The following is a 22,323-nucleotide window of genomic DNA, read 5'->3' as shown; positions in this document are numbered from 1 at the left end:
TTGGTGAAGCCCCGCCCGGGGGCGGGGTTCCTGCCAGCGGCCTTATTGGGCGCGCTTGCCATGCGACTTGAGCCAGCCCTGAAGCTCGGCGATGTCCTTTTCCTGCTTCGTAATGGTCATCTGCGCCATCCGCTTCGTGTCGGCATCCTTCGCGTCCCGAAGCGCCACGCGCGACATGGTAACGGCTCCACGATGATGTTCGATCATCTTGCGGGTCCACATCTCCGATGCGTCTCCCTGCTTCGCGGCCATCATCTTCTGATGCATGTCCATCTCGGATGCGGCGTAAGGATTGCCCGGATCATTCATCATCTTGGAATGATCCATTCCCTGCATCTGGCTATGATCCATGCCCGCCATGCTGCTCTGTGCGGCAAGCGGACTGGCGGCGAGCGCTGCGGCTAACATGCCGATCGTGGTAATGGTCTTCATAGTCGTTCTCCCGAGGTATCCCCCACCTAGAGAGAGTTACGCGGCAACGTCGTGCACCCCTTGGACTTTTCTTTGCCTGCGGCGCGGCCAGCGCATGTAGAGCAGCACCACGCCTGCCACCGCAAGGGCTAGCCCCCCAGCTGCAAATGCCATCATCCAAGGGGTGTTGAAGTTCTCATGGTTTTTCCAGTCCATGATGTGGAGGCCCCAGAAAAAATCATAGAGCCGCCACGTACCCGTTCGGACACCGACAATCCTACCGTTCTCCGGTGACACGAACACGCGCGTCGTCTCGGCGTCCTCGAACTCCACACGCCAGACCGGCAGTTTGCCACGAAACTCCGTGCTCGCTGTTCGAGCAAACATGACGGACGCAACAGGGACACCGGGGCCGCGATATGCCGCGCGTGCAACTCGTAGCGCAAAGGGCGCATCGATACGCTGCATCGGCAAACCGGTCCGGGCGTCGTGCATCCGGACCGTGCCGTTAGCCATCGTCAACTCGGCGACGGGTTGTCCGAACAAGGTCGTGTAGCGCAGTTCGCGCACCGGGCCGGGGGCAGCGCCCAACACCGATGCCGGGGAAGCAAACTCCTGAGCCGGATCGATCGTCGCCGTGTTCTCGCGTGCAACGAGGTGTTCTCCTCGTACCCGCTCGATCGGCAGGATGCTCATCAACAAGCCGCTGGAGAACCAGAGCAGTAGCTGCACCCCGATAATCAGTGCCAGCCAGCGATGAAGCTTGCTGGCACCGACATGAAGGCGGAGCCTGCCGCTCCTCAGAACCAGGTCCTCACGCCGGCAACGAAGCTGAAGCCGCCCGTGTCATCACCGCGTGCTCTCGTGAAGCGTGCCGTGTCGCCGAATTGCCTTTCCCACGACACGCCGATGTAGGGCGCAAACTCACGCGACTTTTCGTAGCGCAGCCTGAGCCCGAGTTCGAGGTCCGTAAGCCCCGATCCGATGCCGTCCTGGCGCACGTCTTGGGCTGCAAAGTTGGCTTCCACGCGAGGCTGAAGGACGAAGAATTGTGTCACTCGCTCGTCGTACCATGCCTCGGCTCGGCCAAGCACGTCGCCCTTGTCAGAAAGGAACAGTGCCCCCTCGACGTCGAACCAATAGGGCGCAAGCCCCTCGATCCCGACCGTCGCGTAGGTGCGAGAAGGGTTCGGCTTGAAGTCGTAGCGGACGCCCGCCTGAAGGTTCCAATAGGGATCGAGCGCACGGCTGTAGAGCGCCTGCACCTCGGCCGCTTCGAGCGGTTTGCCAAATGTGCCCTCGCCTTCGCTCTTCAGGGTGAGACGGTTGATGTCTCCCCCGATCCAAGCCTCGCCATCCCATCGATAGCCGTCCCCGCCTTTGCGCGCCTGATACTCGGCAAGGTTGAAGAGCACTTGGTAGTAGGTCATTCCGCCATGCTCGCGGCGCAGGTCGCGGTTGGCATCGCTCATGGCTGCCTCGCCGTAATAGCGAGACGCTGCCAGCACCGGAGATGGTGCAGGCGCGGGCGCATTGCCCGGCTTCAGGTCTGTACCGACAGGCACGGTCGCCATTCCCGGCATTGAAGACATGTCATGCTGCGTTGGCTGGCCGGGTGCCATATCCATGCCGGGCATCGCCGACATATCATGGCCGGTGTGCTCGCCTGTTGCGGTAGCCGGAGCAGGGTTCATGCCTGACATTTGGGACATGTCGTGGCCGGCGTGCGGATCGGCCGCGTTCGCACCGCTCATGTCCATGCCGGGCATCGTGTGTTCGGCATGTGGATCGGCTGCAGGCTTGGAGGGACGCTTTGCCGGGACCTTCCTAGTCGCTGCCTTCTTGGCAGGGGCCCGCTTTGTGGCCGGTCTCGATCTAGCGGTCGGTTTTTTCGCCGGCATTTTCATGCCCGGCATGCTCATGCCCGGCATCATTGAATGGTCCATCGTCTGCGCCGTGGCAGGTGCCGTGGCGACCAGCGCGCCGATCCCGGCGAGAAGCAGCGCCTTCATGCCGCCTCTCCCTTCGCCGAACGGACCTGGACGACCTGCATCATGCCCGCGTGCATGTGGTAGAGCATGTGGCAGTGGAATGCCCAATCGCCCTCGTTGGCGGTCACGTCCCAACTGACCTTGCCCCCCGGTTGGACCATGACGGTATGCTTTCTCGGGCTGTACGCGCCGTGCCCCGTCACCAATTCGAAGAAGTGGCCGTGCAAGTGGATCGGGTGGCCCATCATCGTGTCGTTGACCAGCGTGACGCGGACGCGCTCGCCAGCAAGAAATGGGATCGGTGCCTTCACCTCGGACAGCTTTTCACCGTCGAGCGCCCACATGTAGCGTTCCATGTTGCCGGTAAGGTGGATCTGCACCTCGCGCGACGGCGCGCGCAGATCGGGATTGCGATCGACCGCGACCAGATCGCGGTAATTCAGCACACGATGCCCGACATTCTCCAGACCCTGACCGGGGTCGCCGGTACGATCCATCGGCATCGGCGAGATGGTCTGGACACCCGGCCCCTTCTTCACGCCCGGCGCTTTCGAAAAGTCGCGCATGTTCATGTCCATGCCCGCCATGCCGCCCATTGCCATACCACCTGCGGCGTCGGGCGCACCTGCCATGCCTGGCATCGTAGCACCCGACTGCATCGCGCCGTGATCCATCCCGGCCATTCCGCCCGCGCCGGCACCGGCAGCACCGTGGTCCATCTGCGCGTGGTCCATCGCAGCGGCGGGCTTTTCAGCCGTGGCCATTGATCCGTGATCCATTCCAGGCATGCCACTATGGTCCATGCCCTGCATCGAACCGCCGCCCGACATATCCATGTTCATGTCCATCCCCATGTCCTTCATGGTGGCGACAGGGCGCTTGCGAAGTGGAGGGACTTCAGCGGCCATGCCTTCGCGGGGGCTTAGCGTTGCGCGCGCCATGCCGGACCTGTCCACGCTCTCACCGACCAGCGTGTAGGCGCGCTCGTCCGATGGAGTGACGATCACGTCGTAGGTCTCGGCCACGCCGATCTGGAACTCGTCGACCTCAACGGGACGGACGTTGAGGCCGTCCGCCTGGACAACGCTCAGCTTCAACCCCGGAATCCGGACGTTGAAGGTCGTCATCGCGGACGCATTGATGACACGCAGCCGCACCCGCTCGCCCGGCCTGAACAGCCCCGTCCAATTGTCCTGCGGCCCATGCCCGTTGACGAGATAGGTGTAGTTTGAACCCGTCACGTCGGCGACGTCGGTCGGGTCCATCCGCATCTTGCCCCAATCGAGGCGATCCTTGAGCGGCTGGTCCTCGCCCTTGAGCAGGCCGGCGAGCGTCTGCTGCTGCCGGTTGAAATAGCCCGACTGCTTCTTGAGCTTCATGAAGATGCGATGCGGGTGGAGCTGGCTGTGGTCGGACAGCACGATAACGTGCTCGCGATCCGACTGGATCGGGTCAACGCCCTTGGGGTCGATCACGATGGGGCCGTAGAGCCCCATCTGCTCCTGCAACCCGGAATGGCTGTGATACCAATAGGTGCCGGCCTGCACGATCGGGAACTCGTAGGTGAAGGTCGTGCGCTTATCGATGCCGGGGAAGGCAACGCCCGGCACGCCGTCCATCTGGAACGGCACGATCAGGCCGTGCCAGTGCAACGAGGTCTGCTCATCAAGACCGTTCTCGACATGCAGCCGCACGGTCTGACCTTCCCGCAGCCGGATCAGCGGTGCGGGCACAGTGCCGTTAATGCCGATGGCGTGGCTCTGCCGTCCGTCGATCATCATCATCTGGTGCGCGACCCGGAGCCGGATTTCATCACCCGATACAGTAGGCAGCGGCTTCACAATACCAGCGGAAACAGGCTGCGCCCATGCCGGCATATATGCCGACAGCGCAACACCGCCTCCTGCAAGAGTGGCACCGCGCAGCAATTGGCGGCGGTCTAGAACGCGCGACATGGTAGCTCCTTGGGATTGAGCCGCTGCCGGCCCGTCTCACCTCTTACGCGTCCCGTGCGCCTACCCCTTGGTTCTCTTTCAAATTTTCGGCGAGGCGCGCGCGAGCCCGATATAGCCTGGTTTCGACCGCCTTCTGGCTGATCCCCAATACATCGGCCGTTTCCGCCTGGCTCAAACCCTCGATCGTGCGGAGCACCAACGGTTCTTTGAGATTCATCGGCAAGGTCGCGATGGCGCGCGTCACTTTGGCAAGTTCCTGCCGATCGGCTGCTGCGTCATCGATTGCTACCTGATCGTCCGCGATCGTCTCGGCCTGTTCGTCGAGCGGTGCGGCAAAGGAGAAAAACCGACGGACCGCGCGCTTCCTTGCCCAATCCCGGCATTTGTTGACGGCGATCGTAGAAAGCCATGCTTTCATCGCCCGCTGTGTATCGTAGCGCGGCATCGCCTGATGCGCCGCGACAAACGTCTCTTGAACCAAATCGAGCGCTTCGTCGGCCTCGCCGACAAAGGCGCGCGCGAGCCGGAATATAGGCTGACGATAGCGACGCATGATTTCGGAGAATGCCGCTTGTCGGCCAGCGATGCTGAGCGTCGCCAGTTCGCCGTCGGACAGGGTGGTCCAATCGAGGCTCACCCCTGGTCGTCGGTGAGCGCCTTCACCACCGCAGCATCGAATTGGGGGGTCTGATCCGGGCGCAAAAGCTGCCGCATGGCGAAGATATGCGCCAACGTTGCCTTCTGTAACTCGCCCATCGCCGCATGACTCTGATCGACCGCGGCGGTCACCTTGGGGCCGTTGCCATGCTCGGTCTCAATGGCCTCGGCTAGCCGTGCATTGTCCGCGCGCATTTCCAATTCCAGCGCGTGGCGTTGCACCGCGAACCGGTCCTCTAGGCTTTTCAGCCGGGCCTGCTGATTGCCATCAAGCGCCAGCTTATGGTGCAGGACCTCGTGCAAGGCGGTGCCCGGTTGCTTAGGCTGGGGCAGCAACACGCGCGCAAGAAATACGCCTGCGATAGCCGCGAGGAAGGCCAGTACAACGCAGACGATAAGCCGCTTGGTCGATGTCATGGCTCACCAATCAGCAAGACCGATGGCGCCAGTGGTGATGCGCCCCCGAGCGGCGAAAGCGACACCGCAGGGCTGGCGGTCGCCGGAAGTTCCGCGCCAACCATGCCGATCGCGAGCGCTGCGACCATCACGCCCCCGACGCCCAATCCGGTCAACCGTGCGACGGGCTGCGCACCGATGCGTGCGAACACCTGCGCTTCGATCCCGTCCAGCGATGCCGGCACGGGTGCGCCCGCGAGCCTCGCCAATGTTCTGTCTAGATCGTCCATGCTGTCCACTCCGCGCCTCTACCACTTGTTACGCAGCGATGCCCATCACCCCTCGACTTCCGTCATGAGGGGCGAGCGGCCGGGCCGCGTAGAACAGGCACGAACCTGATCGGAGTATTCCCATGCGTCGCGTCTTCCTTCCTACCGCTGTCGTCCTTCTCGGCCTTGCCGGAGCCGCCCAGGCCCATCCCAAACTCGTATCCGCATCCCCGGCACCGAATGCGATGGTCGCGAAGCCCGCCAATGTCACACTGCGCTTCAGCGAGAAGCTGATGCCCAAGTTTTCCGGTGCGGATCTGATGATGACCGGGCATGGCGGCATGACGCACGCACCAATGAAAGTCGTCGGGACCGCAACTGTCGGCTCGGACGGTCGCACCCTCGTCGTCACGCCCAAGTCGCCGCTCGGCGCGGGTAGCTATAAGCTTGCCTGGCATGTGGTCTCGACCGACACACACCGCATCACCGGAAACTACGCCTTCACGGTGAAGTAAGGTGGAAGCCGACTGGCCGCTGATCGCGGTTCGCTTCGCGCTTTACGTGACGCTGAGCGGGCTGTTCGGCCTCTCGGCATTCGGCCTCTACGGGTTGAAGGTCGGTGAGCGCGGCAACGCGCTTGCCTTCCGCCCTTGGCTGTTCGGGACCGGGCTTCTCGCCCTGCTATTCTCCGGCATAGCGGTCGCGCTGCTCGCAGCCGCGATGGCAGGTGCACCTCCGTGGCCGATCGATCGGGAAGCAGTCGGAATGCTGCTCTCTGACTCCGCAACGGGCACGGCATGGAAAGTACGCATGATCGCGCTCTTGGTGGCGTCTATCGCTGCCCTAATAGCGGCGCGGCGCACGATGCCGCTTGGCTTGGTCGCCATCTTTTCCGGCGTCGCTCTCGCAACGCTCGCCTGGACGGGGCACGGGGCGATGGACGAAGGCGCGACCGGGTGGGTGCATCTGGCGGCCGATATCCTCCATCTCCTGAGCGCTGGTGCGTGGGTGGGAGCGCTGCTCGGGCTTGGGCTGCTGGTGACACGACCAGCGCGGCGCACCGATGCCGCCCACCTCGCACTGACCTATCGAGCGCTGCACGGGTTCGGTCTGACCGGCACGATTGTCGTCGGTACGATCGTCATCACCGGCCTCATCAACGCTTGGCTGTTGGTTGGCCTTGGCAATCTCCCGACCCTCGGCACGACGGTCTACGGCAGGCTCTTGATCGCCAAGCTTGTGCTGTTGGGTGGGATGCTCGGACTCGCTTCGCTTAACCGCTTCCGCTTTACACCGGCATTCGAACGATCGGTGTCAGCAGGCGATTATAAAGGCGCGCTGCGAACCTTGCGAACAAGTCTTGCAGTCGAGGCTTCGTGCGTGGTCGCGATCCTCGTGCTGGTAGGTTGGCTCGGCACGCTCGAACCCCCTGCGTCGGCCATGTAGCTATTGGTTTGAGGGCAATCGAGCTTTGCGACGTAATTTAATTAGGTGCCGTGAGTCGTTGGAAGGGGGGCTTGACCCTGACACGGTGTCAGACCCTACATGCTCTCGGGTTGAAGGAGTTTTTCTATGAACGACCCTGATTTCCACGCCCATTTGGCCGGGGGCTGCGGGTGCTCGAACAAGCAAGCTGATAAAGCTGCTGCGATCGAGCGCGAGGCGGGCGCGTCCTGCTGCTCGTCCTCCAAATCTCCGGCTGTTCCACAAGCTGCCAAGGAAGGATGCTGCTCAGGGAAAGCGGGCGGAGAACCTTCTGCCACAGTGACCGACCCGGTATGCGGCATGACCGTTGATCTGGCAAAAACAGCGCACCATGCCGAGCATGCCGGGCACGAGTATCATTTCTGTAGTGCAGGGTGTCGAACCAAGTTCGTCGCTGACCCTGATGCCTACCTTGGGGCCAAGCCAAAGCCCGAGCCGGTGGCAACCCCGGGAGCGATGTGGACGTGCCCCATGCACCCTGAGATTCGTCGGGAAGGGCCGGGAACGTGCCCCATTTGCGGCATGGCCCTCGAACCGGAAGAGCCGTCGCTCGATGACGGTCCCAATCCAGAACTAGTCGATTTCACCCGGCGTTTGTGGGTAGCAGGAGCGCTCACCGTTCCGCTGCTCATTGTTTCGATGTTCGCCGAGATGTTTGGGCTCCATGTTGTTAGCCCTACCGCTTCGCCTTGGGTCCAACTCGCACTCACTGCGCCAATTGTGCTGTGGGCGGGATGGCCGTTTTTCGAGCGGGGGTGGATGTCGCTTCGCACCCGCCATCTGAATATGTTCACGCTGATCGCGATCGGCGTCGGTGCGGCATTCCTCTACAGCCTGGTCGCAACACTCGCGCCCAGCATCTTCCCTGCGACGTTCCGGATGCACGGGGGCATGGTCCCAGTCTATTACGAAGCTGCCGGCGTCGTCGTGACACTGGTGTTGCTCGGACAGGTTCTCGAATTGCGCGCCAGAGCGGCGACTGGCCGCGCGATACGCGCCCTCATGGACCTCGCTCCCAAGACAGCGCGACGGTTGCGGTCTGACGGGTCAGAGGAAGAAGTCAGCCTTGCCGACGTGGCAACCGGAGATCGGTTGCGGGTCCGCCCCGGCGATGCGATCCCGGTCGATGGCGTGGTGGTCGAGGGTCGCTCCTCGGTCGATGAATCCATGCTCACCGGCGAGCCGGCCCCCGTCCTCAAGGAAGTCGATGCCGCAGTCACGGGGGGGACGGTGAACGGCACGGGCAGCCTCGTTATGGAAGCCGGCGCGGTCGGTTCGGACACGATGCTGGCGCGCATCGTCCGCATGGTCGCGGAAGCGCAGCGCAGCCGTGCCCCGATCCAGGCGGTCGCCGACCGGGTATCGGGCTGGTTCGTACCTTTGGTCGTGCTGATCTCGGTCGCGACCTTCGTGGTGTGGTCGCTGGTCGGTCCCGAGCCACGCATGGGTCACGCCCTTCTTAATGCGATCGCCGTGCTGGTGATCGCCTGCCCGTGCGCGCTCGGGCTCGCGACCCCTATGTCGATTATGGTTGGCACCGGCCGCGGCGCGCAGGCCGGCGTGCTCGTCAAGAATGCCGAAAGCCTACAGGCACTCGATAAGGTCGATACGCTGGTCATCGACAAGACGGGCACGCTAACGGAAGGCAAGCCGTCGCTGGTCGCGATCGAGGCAACCGGCACCGTTGGAGAGAACGACATGCTCGCGCTCGCTGCGGCTGTCGAAGGACAGTCCGAACACCCGCTAGCCCACGCGATCGTCGTCGCCGCCAAGGAACGCGGATTGCAACTCGCCACGGTCGCAGACTTCGCTTCGCAGACCGGCATGGGTGTCAGTGCCACGGTTGGCGGCCGATCGGTGGTGATCGGCAATGCCGCACAAATGAGCCGGGTCGGTGCCGATCCCCAGTCACTCGACGCTTCGGCCGATCGCCATCGGAGCGAGGGAGCCGGCGTCATCCTGATCGCGATCGACGGCGCACTCGCGGGCTTGCTCGCGGTTGCTGACCCGGTGCGCCCTTCGGCGCGCGACGCCATCGCGGCTCTTCGCAAGGAAGGTCTGCGCGTTATCATGCTGACGGGCGACAATCGCGGGACGGCCGATGCGGTTGCGCGCGCCGTGGGCGGCCTGGACGATGTACGCGCCGATCTGCGACCGGAAGATAAGGCGCGGATCATCGGCGAATTGAAAGCTGATGGTGCCAAGGTTGCAATGGCCGGCGACGGTATCAACGACGCCCCGGCGCTGGCCGCTGCCGACGTTGGGCTCGCGATGGGGACGGGAACCGACGTAGCGATAGAAAGCGCGGGCATGACGCTCACACGCGGCGATCTTTCGGCGATCGTGCGCGCGCGCAAGCTCGCCCGTGCGACGATGCGGAACATTCGGCAGAACCTGTTCTTCTCATTCCTGTTCAACGGGGTCGGCGTGCCCGTCGCGGCCGGCGTGCTCTACCCCGTTGCCGGCATCCTTCTGTCACCAATGCTGGCTGGCGCTGCGATGGCCCTCTCTTCCTTCACCGTCGTGCTCAACGCGCTGCGTCTGAACACGGTGAAACTATGAACATCGGGGCGGCGTCGGAGGCCAGCGGCGTCTCGCAACGCATGATCCGCCACTACGAGAAGATCGACCTTGTGCCCGCACCGCTCCGGCGCGGGAGCTACCGGGATTATTCGGAAGTGGACATTCATCGGCTGCGGTTCATCGCCAACGCGCGAGACCTTGGGTTTCCAATCGAGGAGATCCGCACGCTACTCGGCTTGTGGTCGGATCGGGATCGGTCGAGCGCCGAAGTTAAGGCGCTGGCGAAAGCGCGCGCTGCCGAGCTGGGCCGCAAGGCGCGCGCGTTGAAAGCTATGCAATTGGCGCTGATCGACTTGGTTGAGCGCTGTCACGGCGATGATCGCCCGGAGTGCCCAATTATCGAAAGCCTCGCTGAATAATCCGATCGAGCGCGGCGCTTAGCGTGCCGCGCTCTACCGCCTGTGGGCGTTCGCAAGCGGTTCTAGTGTTCTCCCTTCTCGTGTGAAAACGGCTTTTGGGAAAGATCTATCGTTCCCAAAAGACCATCGTTTTCGAGGAAGCTTTGTGTCAAAACCGAACGGTTCTGACGCTTGAGATAGGTCAGCGCCTTTCAAGCGCTTGCTGGTGTCAGAACCCTCATTTAAAATAGCTCGGCGAGGGGTTGCAGTCGGTGGCTCGCTTGGACCAAGCCGCTTTTCCGAAAGCGGTCGAGGTAATCTTCGGCGGTTACAGCGGGATTGCGAAACTGACGGCGCTGGCTACCGATCGCGGTCAGAGCCTTGGCCGTATCAAGATCGATGACATTGACGATGAAGTCGTCGGGATGCTTCACCTCGATACCGTGGCGGGCGGCCACTTCGACCGGAAAATCCTTGAGGTTGTAAGTGACGATCGCATCGGCTCTGCCGTGAATCGCTGCTGCAAGAACATGGACGTCCTTGGGATCAGGCAGCGTCAGGGCAGGCATCAGCGATTCATAGCTTTCCACCAGCGCCTCCCCGAAGCTGTCCATGTAGGCCCGCTGGCGTTGGAAATGGTCAGTTGGCAAATCAGGAAACCGCCGCCTCAGGCTTTCCTCCCACTCGGCCAGGATCGCCTCGCTCCAGAGCGGCCGGAACAGCCGGTTGGCGGCGAACCACAAAAGCGCACCCCGCACGATGGAGGGGTGCATGACGTTGGCATCAAGCAGGACGGTGTAGCGGCCGACCAGCATCAGGGACGATCGAGGGGTGCGTGATCATCGAAGAGGCCAGCTTCCTGATCCAGGTCCGCCATCCCCTGCAAGGCCTCATGCCGGGCCGCATCCATGCGGCTGCGGTAGGTCAGCACGTCGCGCCCGAGCAGCTTACGATGCGTGCCGACCATCCGGAACGGCAGGTCACCGCGTTCTAAGAGCTTGATGAGGTGTGGACGCGACATGTTGAGCAGATCGGCCGCCTGGCTGGTTGTAAGTTCTGCCTGTACTGGCACAACAGTGACGGCATGACCGTTGCCGATCTCAACCAGCATCTTGACGATACTGTTGAACACACCAGAAGGCAGGCTGATAACGTCCTCGCCTGCCCCTTCTACAGTCAGGTGAATAGGGCGGCTGGAATCTACCCTCGACAGTGCACGCGCGGCGTTACCGGCCGCCTCGATCTCGTGTGCAGTAGGCTCGTAGGCCTCGTCGATATTGAAGGCCACGGCGGCCATGTTTCGTCTCCCAGAGCGGAAGCCATCTAGTGATTGCGACTTGTAAACGCAATAAGTGAAACGAGTGTCAACGGGAGGACGTTCCACTGCGGTGATCGTCGAGCATGCTGAGGGGGGTTGGTGTGATCCAGTCGCCTCCCAGCTTGGGGTATGGGCCGTAGAACAGATCACCCAACGCACGCCGATAGTGCGCGTTCATCCAGCGACGGCGTCGATGCTCCGGTCCATCGTGGAGCATGTGGCAGCGCTGGCAGAGCGCTGCGAGCTGGTGAAGCGCACTGTCGCTCGGATCATGATTGAGGTGCGCACAGGCCAGGACCACCGGTGTCCACCGGCCTTGTAGCAGAATGTTCTCCGTAGGCCGTTGCACACGCCGGCCCCGGCCATTGCGCCAGCATTGCCGGTTCCGATCCCACCACCGTCCGTCGCCCAGGTGGAAGACCTTCTGCCTGTGGGGGCGTCCACAATGCTCGCAGTGTCCCCCCGCCCGCACGAAGCGTATCTGGTGCGAGAGCTGCGCCCAGTCGATCGGATACAGGAACACGTGCTCGGGGCGGATAGGCATCAGGCCCTCCCTGCCGAAACGTCAGGTTGCTCAGCCCACCGCATCATGGAGCCACCGTCGCTGCGGTCAGCGCCCGGTAGAGTGTGGCATGATGGCATTTGAGCAGCTTGGCGGCTTCGCGCACCGATGTGCCTTCGCCTATCAATCGTTCGCCGAGCGCGACCTGATCGGGGGTGAGCTTGGGCGGACGGCCGAAGCGCACCCCTCTTGCCTTGGCTGCTACCCGTCCGCTGCCGGTGCGCTGGTGGATCAGCTCGCGCTCGAACTCGGCGATGCCGGCGAACACGGTCAGCACCATGCGGCCCGCAGGCGAGGTCGTATCCGCCCAGGGCTCGGCCAGCGAACGCAGACCGGCGCCGACCTCCTTCAGTCTCTCGGCAATATCGAGCAGGTCGCGGGTCGAGCGTGCCAACCGATCAAGCCGCGTCACCACCACCGTGTCTTCGTCACGCAGTTGCTCGATCATCTTGGCAAGCTGAGGCCGGTCACGCTTTGCGCCAGAGATTTTTTCTTCGAACGTCCGCTTGCATCCGGCCTCTTTCAACGCGGCGCGTTGCAGCCGGAGATCCTGGTCATCGGTGGACACACGGGCGTAGCCAATCAACATGTCGCATAACTGTATCGAAATGTGAGTATTATGCAACAGACTTTTGCGACAACGCTAAATGAGACAAAACAGTTTTCAGGAACGCTGTCGCAAAACTTAGAACATTTGAGACAGTCGACAGTTGCTATCCTGCGGCCCTCACAGCCTCATTCTTCAAGCCTGCCTGTGCGAGCCTCCTTCTTCGACTTGTCCCATTCCTTCTTGATGAGCCGTTGGGCTGCTTTCTCGACCGTATCCGCCTTTTTGAGCCAATCGGGCTTTGGAGTATGCCGCGCACTCACTAGCTCCTCGACTGCGCGGAAGAGCGCGCGATCCAGGGCATGTTTGTCCTCAGTCCCTACGTCGCGGCAGGCCGGGTTTAGGCGGAGTACGATACCAGCGCGCGCGGCATGTACCTTTCGCCAATTCACCGGCTTGGCAGGGCTAACTGCACCACGCCGCACCTCGGCCGTTAACTCTACAACCAGCCCTCGCATTGCTTCTCGCCATACCGCGCGCTCGCTGGTGACGATCTGGACGAAGATGGCCTTGTCTGCGTTCTCCTTCCCGGCCTGCGCGCCAAAACGCGCGCCAAGGTAGGCAAGCACGCCCGCAAAGGCCGTTCCGAAGCCCTGCACCCACGTCCAGCCGCCTGATCCTGACCCCCCTGATATTCCTGTCACGTATGCTCCCTTATGCCGCGAACCTCGGGTGCAGCTTACGACCACCCAACCACGCTGCTACAGGCCACGAAGGCTATCAGTTCACAAGTGAGATTGTTATCTTGCTCACTTGTGTGCTATCCATCATGTTCACACGCGAACACGTGCAGGGGCTACATGAAGACCATATCTATCATCAGCCAGAAGGGCGGAGCGGGTAAGACCACGCTTGCCATCCACCTTGCCGGTGCCGCCACCAGTGCGGGCCTCTCCGCGCTGATCCTCGACGCGGACCCGCAAGCGACCGCTAGCCAATGGAACCACTGGCGAGGCGGCGCGGACCCTGAGGTCGTAGATTGTGCCTCCCCCACCCTCCTTCCGCGCAAGGTGCAGCAAGCAGCCGATCTAGGCGCGGACCTAGTCATTATCGATACGCCCCCACACGCGGACATCATGGCGCGCGAGGCGTGCAAGGCTGCGGACCTGATCCTTATTCCTTGTCGTCCCCAAGCGTTCGACTTGTCAGCCGTTGAAACGACGGCCGAGCTGGTGAAGGCAGCAGGCAAGCCGGCCTTCGTGCTCTTCATGGGCGGTCCTCAGCGCGCGCCAACTACTTACAGAGACGCGCGGGAGCTGATTGAGGGCAGCGAAGGCGTTGAGGGTATGGGTGTGCCGGTCGCGCCCGTCATGCTCACGATGCGCGCGATCTATCACCACAGCACGGCGCAAGGGAAAACCGCGATAGAGGCGGAGCCTGACGGTAAGGCGGCGGAGGAGATCGCCGCGCTATGGACGTGGACAAGCGAACGTGTGAACTTGCCCACAAGTAAGCAGGGCAGAAAGAAGCGAGGCTGACATGAGCAAATTTGGCGCCATGAGGCAGCAGCGTGCAGAACGCGCGAAGGTGGAGCCGAGCGTCTCGACCCCAGCCATTGAGGGCTCGGCGTCGGTGCGATCGGCGGCGCGGCAGGGCAAGAAGGCTGTCAGCGCATACTTTAGTCCGGAAGTTAGCCGAGGCTTAAATGTGCTGGCGGCCGAGAACGGAACTACCCTTCAGGCCTTGATGGGCGAGGCAATCGACCTTCTCATGCGCCAGTACGGCAAGCACCCGTTCGGGGAGCGGTGACGCGCAGCTTTGAAGAGGGGTCTGCACATAGAACGGACCCAGATGTACGCTAACGCGATCGGGTGTCAGCAAACCCCCAGATTCGGGTTTCCGTACAGCTGACCAAAGCGACAGGGTTTGTCGCACACTCTGCCATCCTGTTGGCGCCACGACCCAAGGCCGGAGCGCACCCTGTCCGAAAGCATGTGTTTTCCGACAGTCTCAAAACGCTGCGGCAGCCTATACCAGCGTCATGACCAAGATACCGGATACGGACAAGAGATCGCAGGTTTCACCGGAATCCTCATTTTTGCACCTGAACGACGGCGCCCGGCATCATCGGGTCGCCCGGAGCAATGACGAGGTAACGGCGCATGTCGCCTTTTGCGTCGCTGACGATCTGGCGGAGCGGTCCGAGCGTGTTGACTATCGCGCCGCCCGCCGGATTGGTCATGAACTTCGCCAGAGGCTGGATCACGCCGCTGCCATCAGCGCGGGAGGATAGCCCAAGGACATAGGGCATCTTTGGACTGAGGCCCGCAACCGCCGCCTGCAAAATCTGGACTTGGCCCTGATCGAACAGCGTGACCTGGCTGCGCCCAGTCCCGGAAAGAGTCAGCTGGATCTTCATGCCGGCCTGGGCGAGCGGCATCAGGTTTGCACGGCCATCGCCTACCGGCACCGCGCCGGGAACGTAGGCCACGCCTTGGGGCCCCTGACCGATCGGAATCGTCGCGATAACGGTGTTGCTGGCGGTATCGATCGCCGCGACTGCGTCGGCGTTCTCCAGCCCGACATACATCCGCGTACCGTCGCCCGACGGCCAAAGGCCGTGCGGGAGCGCGCCGACCGGGATGTTCGCGACCTGCGCGAAGTCGGTGGTGCGGAACACCTTGACGACGTTCTCGGTGCCGACCGTCACATAGGCGAACTGGCCAGCCTTGGTGCGGGCGATGTTGACGTGGTTGGTGATCGCGCCTGTGTCGAACGTCTTGAGCACTGCGAAGGGTGGCTTGGCGTCGAACACCATGACTTTGCCGACGTCTTTCAGCGTCAACCAGACCTGCTTGCCGTCGGGCGTCGCGGCGATGTCGGGGCAGAACGGGCTCGCCTGCTTGACGCGACCGACGATCTTCTTCGAGGCGGTGTCGATCACAACGGTCTCGGGAGAAAAGCTCGAACAGACGTAACCGTATTTCCCGTTCGGCGAGAAGATCGTCATGCCGGGGCCATTAGGAACGGGGATGCGCGTAGTCGGCGCGAAGGTCTTGCCGTCGAGCACCTGGATATAATCCTCGCCGCGCACCGCGACCCAGACTTCGCGACCGTCGGGGCGGAAGAACGCTTCGTGCGGCGATCGGCCCACATAGGTCGTATGCTTCACGGCATTGGTCGCAGTGTCGATGAACGTCACCGAGTTCGAGCCGATCGAGATCGCCGCCAGCGTCTTGCGATCAGGCGAGAAGCCCATGCCGTGGACGAGCAGCTGTCCCTTGTAGAGCGGGCTGAGGTTCGCGGGGGTCTGGTCGCCGAGTTTTATCACGCCGAGCAGCGTGTTGGTCGACGGATCGATCACCGACACGGTGTTGGAGAACTGGTCCGAGGTGTAGAACCGGTCCTGCGCGCTGACGGGGACGTCGGGGGTCGCGTTCGGCACTTGCTGGGCAAACGCAGGGCCCGAGAAACACAAGGCGGCGCAGGCGGTTAGGGTGAAACGCTTCATGGACGGTCTCCGTGATGGGGGTGACCGGTCGCGGTCGGTTCGGTGTGAGGCAGCAACGCGCCGCCTTCGGATAGGATGCCCTGCATCACCGCGATTTCCTGACGCTGTTCGACGATGATTCCCTGGGCGAGCCGGCGCAGGCGTTCATCCTTGCCGAACCGCAGTTCGACTTCGGCCATGTCGATCGCACCCTGATGATGCGGGATCATCATTCTTGCGAAGTCGCGATCGGGATCGCTTGAATAACCGGTCATCATCGCGCCGTGCATCCGCGCCATCGCCGCATCCATTGCGGACGCGAAACCGTCCGTTTGCGCTAACGCACCCGTCGATACGGACACGGCTATCGCCGTTAGCAAGGCCGTGCGAGATTTCATCGTCATGCCTTTAGTATTCCCATTTATGACACGCGAGCGATGAATGCCGAGCGTGACAGCGTAAATGATCGCGGCGCAGCCATCGATCCAACGCATAAGCATGGTTGTTCTGATCATCTAAAAAGAACGGTAGACAATCTATGATCGCGTTTTCGTATTGAAACCATCGCTACCATGCGTTGGACGCAGGGGAGATATCGGTCGATCTAGCGGCATCGGACTGGCACGATCACCCGCCGGATCCGCGATAAGGATCAAACGATGAAAGCTGCGATCGTTCTGGTTGCCGCGATGTTGGCCTCCGTAGCCCCAGTCCCGGCGATCGCTCAGGCCTATTGGGCTGCACCTGCGGCGGACGACTTTCCCTGCGATATCAAGGCGGTTCAGGCACCGTGGTCGAAGGCTGATATCGACCTTAGTCATCATGACCGGATCTATGTGTCTGACCCGACATCGACAAAGATCGTTGTCATCGATCCTGCAGCGGGCAACGAACTGGGACGCATCGACCTCACCAAAAGCGCGATAGCTGAGCCCAGCTTTTCCAGCCCCAAAGTCCAGCACCTGGCTGCAACGCGTGACGGGCGGACCCTGGCGGTATCGGCATTAGCGCAGCACAGTGTGACGCTCGTAGATCTGGCCACGAACACGGAACGAGGCCGGACCGTGTTCCAGACGTCGCCTACCGCCGTCGCGTTTACGCCCAATGGGCACGAACTCTGGGTTTCGCTCGGCGATGAACATGCCATCGCAGTCGTGGATCCTAAGACCGCGCGGGAGATCACCCGCGTACCAGCAAGTGGCGGAGCGGGCGCGACCATCCTGTCGCCAAACGGACGCTATGCCTTTGTATCGCTTACTGAAAGGCCGTCCATCCTGGTTGTCGACGTCGAGCATCGGCGCGTCGTCGGACACGTTGCCAGCAACGGTGCAGGTGAGGGAGCAATCGCGGTCTCGCCAGATGGCAAACAGATTTGGGCAACACGCCGCGAGAGCGGCACGACCACGGTTTTTGCTGCCAAACCGCCGTTTGCGGTACGCGAAGTGATAAACACTGGTCCAGCAACGGGCGCGGTCAACTTCGCCCAGCGCGCGGACGATTCCTTTGCCTATGTCAGCATTGGCGGCGATCAACCTGCAATCAAGGTCTATAGAACCGACAGCCTGGAGGCTGTGGCAACCGTCCCGCTACAAGCGGCTCCAAGTGCGGTTTGGCCGTCGGGCGATGGTACGAGAATCTATGCCAGCCTGGCCGGAACCAACAAGGTCGCTGGGATCGACACGCTGACGTACACCACCGTGTCGACAATCCCTATCAGTACGGATGCGCAAAGCCTGATCTACGTTCCTGGTGCCGTGCGATCAGGAAAAGGTCTCGCCAATCTGGTGCCATCCGGGCGCGATGCGGCGCTTGCCGTGGCGGCGCGTTGATCGGTCTTACACCGTCTGTAATTTCCCAAGGAAAGCCCTTTCTAAAATGACCAAGCCCCCCGTCAGGATCGCGATCAGCGGTGCCGCAGGACAAATTTGCTATTCGCTGCTCTTCCGGGTTGCGCAGGGTGACGTGTTCGGACCGGACCAGCCCGTTATCCTTCAACTGCTCGACGTGCCGCAGGCTATGGACGCCGTACGCGGCGTGGTCATGGAACTGGAGGATTGCGCGTTCCCGCTACTGGCAGGTGTGATCATTACTGATGATCCGATGGTGGCTTTCAAGGACATCGATGCGGCCATGCTGGTTGGGTCTCGTCCCCGCTCAAAGGGCATGGAGCGCCGTGATTTGCTCGCTGCCAACGCAGCGATCTTCAAGACGCAGGGCGCAGCATTGGACGCAGTGGCCAAACGTGACGCCAAGATCCTGGTCGTCGGCAATCCCGCCAACACAAATGCCTGGATTCTTGCGCAAAGCGCACCGGGTTTTCCTGCCGAAAACATCACGTCGATGATCCGCCTCGATCACAACCGCGCGCAGGGACAGCTTGCGGCCAAGGCGGGTGTAGGTGTCGATGCGATTACAAAGCTCGTCGTCTGGGGAAACCATTCGCCGACGATGTTTGCCGACTGGGGGAATGCCGAACTCGATGGCCAAAAGCTTGCCGACCGTATCGGAAACGAGGCCTGGTACCGCGAAACCCTGATCCCCACCGTTGCGCAGCGCGGAACCGCGATCATCGAAGCACGGGGTGCGTCCTCGGCCGCGTCGGCCGCAAATGCAGCGATCGACCATCTGCGCGACTGGGTGCACGGCGCAGGCGATAATTGGGTGTCGATGGGCGTGGTGTCAGATGGCTCCTACGGTATCCCGCAAGGACTGGTGTGCGGCGTGCCGGTGCACTGCATGAGCGGTGGGTATGCGCGTATCGAAGGCCTGACCCTCGATCCGTTCCAGCGATCGATGCTCGATCGCACGATTGCCGAACTGGTCGATGAACGTGAGGCGGTTATCGACATTCTGAAATGAACGATCGGTATATCTGATTGGAATGACTGTAATCTTTGGTTGGTGCGATTGATCTCCTTTCCCTATCATTGGGGCAAGGAGATCGGGCATGACCCTCGAACAACTCAGGATTTTCGTCGGTGTCGCAGAGCGCGAGCACATGACGCGCGCTGCCGAAGCGCTCAATGTGACGCAGTCAGCCGCAAGCGCTGCCATCGCCGCGCTAGAAGCTCGGCACGGCGTGCCGCTGTTCCACCGGGTCGGCCGCGGGATCGAACTGTCCGAAGCGGGCCGCATGTTTCTGGTCGACGCGCGCGCAGTGCTTGGCCGTGCCGCCAGCGCGGAACTTGCACTGGCCGAATATGCAGGACTGGAGCGCGGCACACTGCGGCTGGTCGCAAGCCAGACGATCGCAGGCTATTGGCTGCCCCGCCAGCTGGCGGCGTTCCATGCGCGCTACCCCGCGATCTCAATCGAACTGGCGATCGACAACACCGAGGGGGCCGCGGCGCGCGTGCTCGACGGTGCGGTCGAGCTCGGCTTCGTCGAGGGTGTGATCGACGAGCCCGCGCTCGCGCATTGGACGGTCGCGAACGACCGCATGGTGCTGGTAAGCGATCGCGCAGCCGACACGATCGACGAGGACTGGATCCGCGCCGCGCGCTGGATCGTCCGCGAACAGGGATCGGGCACGCGCTCGTCGTTCGAGGAGGTGTTGCGCCAGCGCGGCGTCGATCCGTCGGACCTCACCACCGCGCTGACCCTGCCGTCGAACGAGGCGGTACGTAGCGCGGTCGAGGCTGGCGCAGGCGTCGCGGTCCTGTCGCAGCATGTCGTCGCACCTGCAATCGCGGCCGGAACGTTGCACGATCTGCCGCTCGGTCTGCCGCGGCGTCCGTTCTACGCGCTGCGGCACAAAGAGCGCTATCGTACCCGGGCGGCCGATGCGCTGACCGATCTCATCAAGGAGACTGGCAAGTGACCGCCGATCTGAAACCCGTTCTTGATGGCCTGAAGCCGCTCAGCCGGCTCGACTCACCGCGCGAGATGATCCGGCAGTTCACGCCCAACTGGTTCGCCGCGACCATGGGCACCGGTATCCTGGCGCTGGCCTTACCGCAGGTGCCGGGCGTCGGCACGTCGCTGCACCCGGTCGGCGAGGCATTGTGGTATTTCAACATCGCGCTCTTCACGCTGTTCGCCGGGCTCTACACCGCGCGCTGGACGATGTTCGGGCACGAGGCGCGGCGGATCTTCGGGCACAACACCGTATCGATGTTCATCGGTACGATCCCGATGGGCCTCGCGACGATCATCAACGGGTTCCTGGCGTTCGGCCTGCCGCGGTTCGGCGCCGGCGTGATCCCGATCGCCGAGACATTGTGGTGGATCGACGTCGCGATGTCGCTCGCCTGCGGTGTAGCGATCCCCTACCTCATGTTTACCCGGCACGAACATTCGCTCGACGGCATGACCGCGGTGTGGCTCCTGCCAGTGGTCGCGGCCGAGGTCGCAGGCGCGAGCGGAGGCCTGCTCGCACCGCATCTGGCCGACGCCCATCATCAGTTCGTGGTGCTGGCGACCTCCTATGTCCTGTGGGCCTATTCGGTGCCGGTCGCGTTCGGCATTCTCGCGATCCTGATCCTGCGGATGGCTCTCCACAAGCTGCCGCACGAGAGCATGGCCGCCTCGAGCTGGCTCGCGCTCGGTCCGATCGGCACCGGTGCGCTCGGGATGCTGGTGCTCGGTAGCGACGCGCCCGCGATCCTCGCCGCCAACGGCCTCGGCCAGATCGGCGCGGTAGCGCAGGGGATCGGCACGATCGCCGGGCTGTTGCTCTGGGGCTTCGGCCTGTGGTGGCTGGCGCTCGCGACGCTGATCACGATCCGCTACTGGCGCGCGGGTATCCCGTTCAACCTTGGCTGGTGGGGCTACACCTTCCCGCTCGGCGTCTACACTGTCGCCACCTTCAAGCTCGGCACGACGCTCCAGCTCGGCTTTTTCGGGATCGTCGGCACCATCCTCACCATCGCGCTCGCAGCGATGTGGCTGCTGGTCGGCGCCAAGACGGTCGCAGGCGGCTGGCGCGGAAACCTGTTCGTGTCGCCCTGCATCGCCCAAGCCAATTGATGGGCCGAACTGATCGTCCTGCCGGATCGAACCGGCCCATCCGATCGACCCGTACCGGGCAGACCGTCGGACGGATCGCGCATAAGAGCATGACATCGAAGGGAGAATGCTGGTGGACAGCCTGGATATGAAACTGGCGCAGGCGACGAACCGCCGTCGCTTTCTCGCAGAGGCTGCGATCGGCAGCGGCGCGCTGATCGCCGCACCCGCGCTGGCGCAGAGCATGGTCGACCTGCATCTTCCGGGTGGCCCATCGGAACGGCCGATAACCAGTGCGTTCCCCGGCAAGGGCAGCATGATCCTCCAGCGGATCCACCCGCCGCTGCTGGAAACGCCGATGAGCGTGTTCAATGGCGACGTCTTCACACCGAACGACCAGTTCTTCGTCCGCTGGCACTGGGCCGACATTCCGACCGCGATCGATGTCGAGGCGTTCCGGATCAAGGTGCACGGCGCGGTCACGCGGCCGCTGTCGATCTCGCTCGCGCAACTGCTGAAGTTGCCACGCGTCGAGCTGGCGGCGATCAACCAATGCTCGGGCAATTCGCGTGCGCTGTTCCAGCCCCCTGTTGCCGGTGCGCAGTGGCGTCACGGGGCGATGGGCAACGCCAAATGGCTCGGCGTGCGCCTGCGCGACGTGCTCGATATCGCCGGCGTGAAGCCGGGCGCGGTCGCGGTGCGGTTCGGTGCGCTCGACCAGCCGGTGGTCGCGGGTGGACCGGATTTTGCGAAGTCGCTGTCGATCGACCACGCACGCGACGGCGAAGTGATGCTCGCCTTCGGGATGAACGGTGAACAGATGCCGCTCCTCAACGGCTTCCCGGTCCGGCTGATCGTACCCGGCTGGTATTCGACCTATTGGGTCAAGATGCTGAACGACATCGAGGTGCTTGCCGCGCCCGACGACGGTTACTGGATGGCCAAGGCGTACAAGATCCCTGACACTCCAGGCGCGAACGTGCGGCCTGGCCAGAAGGATTTCCCGGCCGTCCCGATCAACAAGATGATCCCGCGCAGTTGGGTCACGAGCCTCGACGAAGGGCAGGCGATCGCGTTTGACCGGTCAATCCCGCTGGGCGGCATCGCGATGGGCGGCGATTGCGGCGTCGCCAAGGTCGATGTGTCGACCGACAACGGCAAGAGCTGGTACAAGACGACGCTTGGCCCCGATCACGGCAAATACAGTTTCCGCCGCTGGGATGCGCAGGTGCCGCTCAGCCATGCGGGCCCGACCAGACTGATGTCGCGCTGCTGGAACACCGCCGGCATCGCGCAGCCGATGACGCCGATCTGGAACCCGGGCGGGTTCATGCGCGGCAACATCGAAACCACCAACATCGTCGTCGGCTGAGG

General features: G+C 62.8%; 24 protein-coding genes. 11 read left to right on the top strand and 13 right to left on the bottom strand.

Going from position 1 to position 22,323, the window contains the following annotated elements; genetic code table 11:
* Positions 1-42: 42 nt before the first annotated feature.
* Genes IFT71_RS20230 through IFT71_RS20200 form a run of 7 tightly spaced genes read right to left on the bottom strand, consistent with a single transcriptional unit; the run spans position 43 to position 5,700 of the window.
* The gene (locus IFT71_RS20230; protein ID WP_235516307.1) at positions 43-432 is read right to left on the bottom strand and encodes a DUF305 domain-containing protein; all 390 of its coding nucleotides are present in this window, start codon (positions 430-432) and stop codon (positions 43-45) included.
* A gap of 36 nt (positions 433-468) precedes the next feature.
* Complete coding sequence (locus IFT71_RS20225) at positions 469-1,215, bottom strand: PepSY domain-containing protein (protein WP_268795171.1); 747 nt, start codon at positions 1,213-1,215, stop codon at positions 469-471.
* Entirely contained in the window at positions 1,212-2,423 is a 1,212-nt protein-coding gene (locus IFT71_RS20220) for a copper resistance protein B (protein WP_055763326.1), read from the bottom strand. Before IFT71_RS20220 ends, IFT71_RS20225 begins: the two co-directional genes overlap by 4 nt.
* On the bottom strand, positions 2,420-4,357 hold the full coding sequence (locus IFT71_RS20215; protein WP_056405756.1) for a copper resistance system multicopper oxidase: 1,938 nt from the start codon (positions 4,355-4,357) through the stop codon (positions 2,420-2,422). Before IFT71_RS20215 ends, IFT71_RS20220 begins: the two co-directional genes overlap by 4 nt.
* 43 nt (positions 4,358-4,400) lie before the next feature.
* A complete protein-coding gene (locus IFT71_RS20210) occupies positions 4,401-4,994 on the bottom strand; it encodes an RNA polymerase sigma factor (RefSeq protein WP_055763333.1) in 594 nt (197 codons plus the stop codon).
* On the bottom strand, positions 4,991-5,431 hold the full coding sequence (locus IFT71_RS20205) for a periplasmic heavy metal sensor (protein WP_055763336.1): 441 nt from the start codon (positions 5,429-5,431) through the stop codon (positions 4,991-4,993). Before IFT71_RS20205 ends, IFT71_RS20210 begins: the two co-directional genes overlap by 4 nt.
* Positions 5,428-5,700: a hypothetical protein gene (locus tag IFT71_RS20200; RefSeq protein ID WP_055763369.1), complete on the bottom strand. Its 273-nt coding sequence runs from the start codon at positions 5,698-5,700 to the stop codon at positions 5,428-5,430. The genes IFT71_RS20205 and IFT71_RS20200 overlap by 4 nt, the downstream gene beginning before the upstream one ends.
* A 122-nt stretch (positions 5,701-5,822) precedes the next feature.
* Here IFT71_RS20200 and copC point away from each other — a divergent pair, with 122 nt between their 5' ends.
* The 4 genes from copC (at position 5,823) to IFT71_RS20180 (ending at position 10,106) form a co-directional block, all read left to right on the top strand.
* Complete coding sequence (copC, locus tag IFT71_RS20195; RefSeq protein ID WP_055763339.1) at positions 5,823-6,194, top strand: copper homeostasis periplasmic binding protein CopC; 372 nt, start codon at positions 5,823-5,825, stop codon at positions 6,192-6,194.
* Between the two features lies 1 nt (position 6,195).
* Complete coding sequence (gene copD, locus IFT71_RS20190; protein ID WP_055763342.1) at positions 6,196-7,125, top strand: copper homeostasis membrane protein CopD; 930 nt, start codon at positions 6,196-6,198, stop codon at positions 7,123-7,125.
* Between the two features lie 126 nt (positions 7,126-7,251).
* Complete coding sequence (locus IFT71_RS20185) at positions 7,252-9,726, top strand: heavy metal translocating P-type ATPase (RefSeq protein ID WP_082445487.1); 2,475 nt, start codon at positions 7,252-7,254, stop codon at positions 9,724-9,726.
* On the top strand, positions 9,723-10,106 hold the full coding sequence (locus tag IFT71_RS20180) for a MerR family DNA-binding protein (RefSeq protein WP_055763348.1): 384 nt from the start codon (positions 9,723-9,725) through the stop codon (positions 10,104-10,106). The genes IFT71_RS20185 and IFT71_RS20180 overlap by 4 nt, the downstream gene beginning before the upstream one ends.
* Positions 10,107-10,327: 221 nt before the next feature.
* On the opposite strand, the gene IFT71_RS20175 is transcribed toward IFT71_RS20180, so the two are convergent.
* The 4 genes from IFT71_RS20175 to IFT71_RS20160 form a co-directional block, all read right to left on the bottom strand.
* Positions 10,328-10,900 (bottom strand): PIN domain-containing protein, encoded by a 573-nt coding sequence (locus IFT71_RS20175; RefSeq protein ID WP_056677692.1) that lies wholly within the window; start codon positions 10,898-10,900, stop codon positions 10,328-10,330.
* A complete protein-coding gene (locus tag IFT71_RS21650) occupies positions 10,900-11,382 on the bottom strand; it encodes a helix-turn-helix domain-containing protein (protein WP_056677689.1) in 483 nt (160 codons plus the stop codon). The genes IFT71_RS20175 and IFT71_RS21650 overlap by 1 nt, the downstream gene beginning before the upstream one ends.
* A 608-nt stretch (positions 11,383-11,990) precedes the next feature.
* On the bottom strand, positions 11,991-12,554 hold the full coding sequence (locus IFT71_RS20165; protein WP_056677686.1) for a recombinase family protein: 564 nt from the start codon (positions 12,552-12,554) through the stop codon (positions 11,991-11,993).
* 146 nt (positions 12,555-12,700) lie between these two features.
* Complete coding sequence (locus IFT71_RS20160; RefSeq protein WP_031392881.1) at positions 12,701-13,171, bottom strand: hypothetical protein; 471 nt, start codon at positions 13,169-13,171, stop codon at positions 12,701-12,703.
* Positions 13,172-13,372: 201 nt separating this feature from the next.
* Here IFT71_RS20160 and parA point away from each other — a divergent pair, with 201 nt between their 5' ends.
* Both parA and IFT71_RS20150 read left to right on the top strand, forming a co-directional pair.
* Positions 13,373-14,050 (top strand): ParA family partition ATPase, encoded by a 678-nt coding sequence (gene parA / locus IFT71_RS20155; RefSeq protein ID WP_031392882.1) that lies wholly within the window; start codon positions 13,373-13,375, stop codon positions 14,048-14,050.
* A gap of 1 nt (position 14,051) precedes the next feature.
* Entirely contained in the window at positions 14,052-14,321 is a 270-nt protein-coding gene (locus tag IFT71_RS20150; protein ID WP_031392883.1) for a ribbon-helix-helix domain-containing protein, read from the top strand.
* 283 nt (positions 14,322-14,604) lie between these two features.
* On the opposite strand, the gene IFT71_RS20145 is transcribed toward IFT71_RS20150, so the two are convergent.
* Together IFT71_RS20145 and copM are read right to left on the bottom strand one after the other, a co-directional pair.
* Positions 14,605-16,023, bottom strand: a complete 1,419-nt coding sequence (locus IFT71_RS20145) for a YncE family protein (RefSeq protein ID WP_051916163.1) — start codon at positions 16,021-16,023, stop codon at positions 14,605-14,607.
* Entirely contained in the window at positions 16,020-16,496 is a 477-nt protein-coding gene (copM, locus tag IFT71_RS20140; protein WP_234387257.1) for a CopM family metallochaperone, read from the bottom strand. The genes IFT71_RS20145 and copM overlap by 4 nt, the downstream gene beginning before the upstream one ends.
* Before the next feature lie 165 nt (positions 16,497-16,661).
* On the opposite strand from copM, the gene IFT71_RS20135 reads away from it, so the two are divergent.
* The 5 genes from IFT71_RS20135 to IFT71_RS20115 all read left to right on the top strand — a co-directional run bounded on the left by IFT71_RS20135 (position 16,662) and on the right by IFT71_RS20115 (position 22,321).
* A complete protein-coding gene (locus IFT71_RS20135) occupies positions 16,662-17,831 on the top strand; it encodes a hypothetical protein (protein WP_051916164.1) in 1,170 nt (389 codons plus the stop codon).
* 46 nt (positions 17,832-17,877) lie between these two features.
* Positions 17,878-18,861: a malate dehydrogenase gene (locus tag IFT71_RS20130; RefSeq protein ID WP_031392887.1), complete on the top strand. Its 984-nt coding sequence runs from the start codon at positions 17,878-17,880 to the stop codon at positions 18,859-18,861.
* Positions 18,862-18,949: 88 nt separating this feature from the next.
* Entirely contained in the window at positions 18,950-19,822 is an 873-nt protein-coding gene (locus IFT71_RS20125) for a LysR family transcriptional regulator (protein ID WP_031392888.1), read from the top strand.
* Positions 19,819-20,970 carry a TDT family transporter gene (locus IFT71_RS20120; protein ID WP_031392889.1) on the top strand — a complete coding sequence of 384 codons (1,152 nt, stop codon included), beginning with the start codon at positions 19,819-19,821 and terminating at the stop codon, positions 20,968-20,970. The genes IFT71_RS20125 and IFT71_RS20120 overlap by 4 nt, the downstream gene beginning before the upstream one ends.
* Positions 20,971-21,076: 106 nt before the next feature.
* Positions 21,077-22,321 (top strand): molybdopterin-dependent oxidoreductase, encoded by a 1,245-nt coding sequence (locus IFT71_RS20115; RefSeq protein ID WP_197975372.1) that lies wholly within the window; start codon positions 21,077-21,079, stop codon positions 22,319-22,321.
* Positions 22,322-22,323: the final 2 nt, after the last annotated feature.

The sequence above is a fragment of the Sphingomonas sp. CFBP 13733 genome, from assembly GCF_014841795.1.
GTDB lineage: Bacteria > Pseudomonadota > Alphaproteobacteria > Sphingomonadales > Sphingomonadaceae > Sphingomonas > Sphingomonas aerolata.
The sequence above is the reverse complement of the archived record's forward strand: the minus strand, read 5'-3'. Positions and strand labels throughout refer to the sequence as shown.

What these genes read in the sequence shown, in the direction of transcription:
- IFT71_RS20175 (WP_056677692.1), bottom strand. Translation starts at nt 10,900, where the DNA reads ATGCTGGTCGGCCGCTACACCGTCCTGCTTGATGCCAACGTCATGCAC.
- IFT71_RS20135 (WP_051916164.1), top strand. Translation starts at nt 16,662, where the DNA reads ATGAAAGCTGCGATCGTTCTGGTTGCCGCGATGTTGGCCTCCGTAGCC.
- IFT71_RS20165 (WP_056677686.1), bottom strand. Translation starts at nt 12,554, where the DNA reads ATGTTGATTGGCTACGCCCGTGTGTCCACCGATGACCAGGATCTCCGG.
- IFT71_RS20125 (WP_031392888.1), top strand. Translation starts at nt 18,950, where the DNA reads ATGACCCTCGAACAACTCAGGATTTTCGTCGGTGTCGCAGAGCGCGAG.
- IFT71_RS20230 (WP_235516307.1), bottom strand. Translation starts at nt 432, where the DNA reads ATGAAGACCATTACCACGATCGGCATGTTAGCCGCAGCGCTCGCCGCC.
- IFT71_RS20180 (WP_055763348.1), top strand. Translation starts at nt 9,723, where the DNA reads ATGAACATCGGGGCGGCGTCGGAGGCCAGCGGCGTCTCGCAACGCATG.
- copM (WP_234387257.1), bottom strand. Translation starts at nt 16,496, where the DNA reads ATGCGTTGGATCGATGGCTGCGCCGCGATCATTTACGCTGTCACGCTC.
- parA (WP_031392882.1), top strand. Translation starts at nt 13,373, where the DNA reads ATGAAGACCATATCTATCATCAGCCAGAAGGGCGGAGCGGGTAAGACC.
- IFT71_RS20130 (WP_031392887.1), top strand. Translation starts at nt 17,878, where the DNA reads ATGACCAAGCCCCCCGTCAGGATCGCGATCAGCGGTGCCGCAGGACAA.
- IFT71_RS20150 (WP_031392883.1), top strand. Translation starts at nt 14,052, where the DNA reads ATGAGCAAATTTGGCGCCATGAGGCAGCAGCGTGCAGAACGCGCGAAG.
- IFT71_RS20145 (WP_051916163.1), bottom strand. Translation starts at nt 16,023, where the DNA reads ATGAAGCGTTTCACCCTAACCGCCTGCGCCGCCTTGTGTTTCTCGGGC.
- IFT71_RS20115 (WP_197975372.1), top strand. Translation starts at nt 21,077, where the DNA reads ATGCTGGTGGACAGCCTGGATATGAAACTGGCGCAGGCGACGAACCGC.
- copC (WP_055763339.1), top strand. Translation starts at nt 5,823, where the DNA reads ATGCGTCGCGTCTTCCTTCCTACCGCTGTCGTCCTTCTCGGCCTTGCC.
- IFT71_RS21650 (WP_056677689.1), bottom strand. Translation starts at nt 11,382, where the DNA reads ATGGCCGCCGTGGCCTTCAATATCGACGAGGCCTACGAGCCTACTGCA.
- IFT71_RS20200 (WP_055763369.1), bottom strand. Translation starts at nt 5,700, where the DNA reads ATGGACGATCTAGACAGAACATTGGCGAGGCTCGCGGGCGCACCCGTG.
- IFT71_RS20205 (WP_055763336.1), bottom strand. Translation starts at nt 5,431, where the DNA reads ATGACATCGACCAAGCGGCTTATCGTCTGCGTTGTACTGGCCTTCCTC.
- IFT71_RS20185 (WP_082445487.1), top strand. Translation starts at nt 7,252, where the DNA reads ATGAACGACCCTGATTTCCACGCCCATTTGGCCGGGGGCTGCGGGTGC.
- IFT71_RS20215 (WP_056405756.1), bottom strand. Translation starts at nt 4,357, where the DNA reads ATGTCGCGCGTTCTAGACCGCCGCCAATTGCTGCGCGGTGCCACTCTT.
- IFT71_RS20220 (WP_055763326.1), bottom strand. Translation starts at nt 2,423, where the DNA reads ATGAAGGCGCTGCTTCTCGCCGGGATCGGCGCGCTGGTCGCCACGGCA.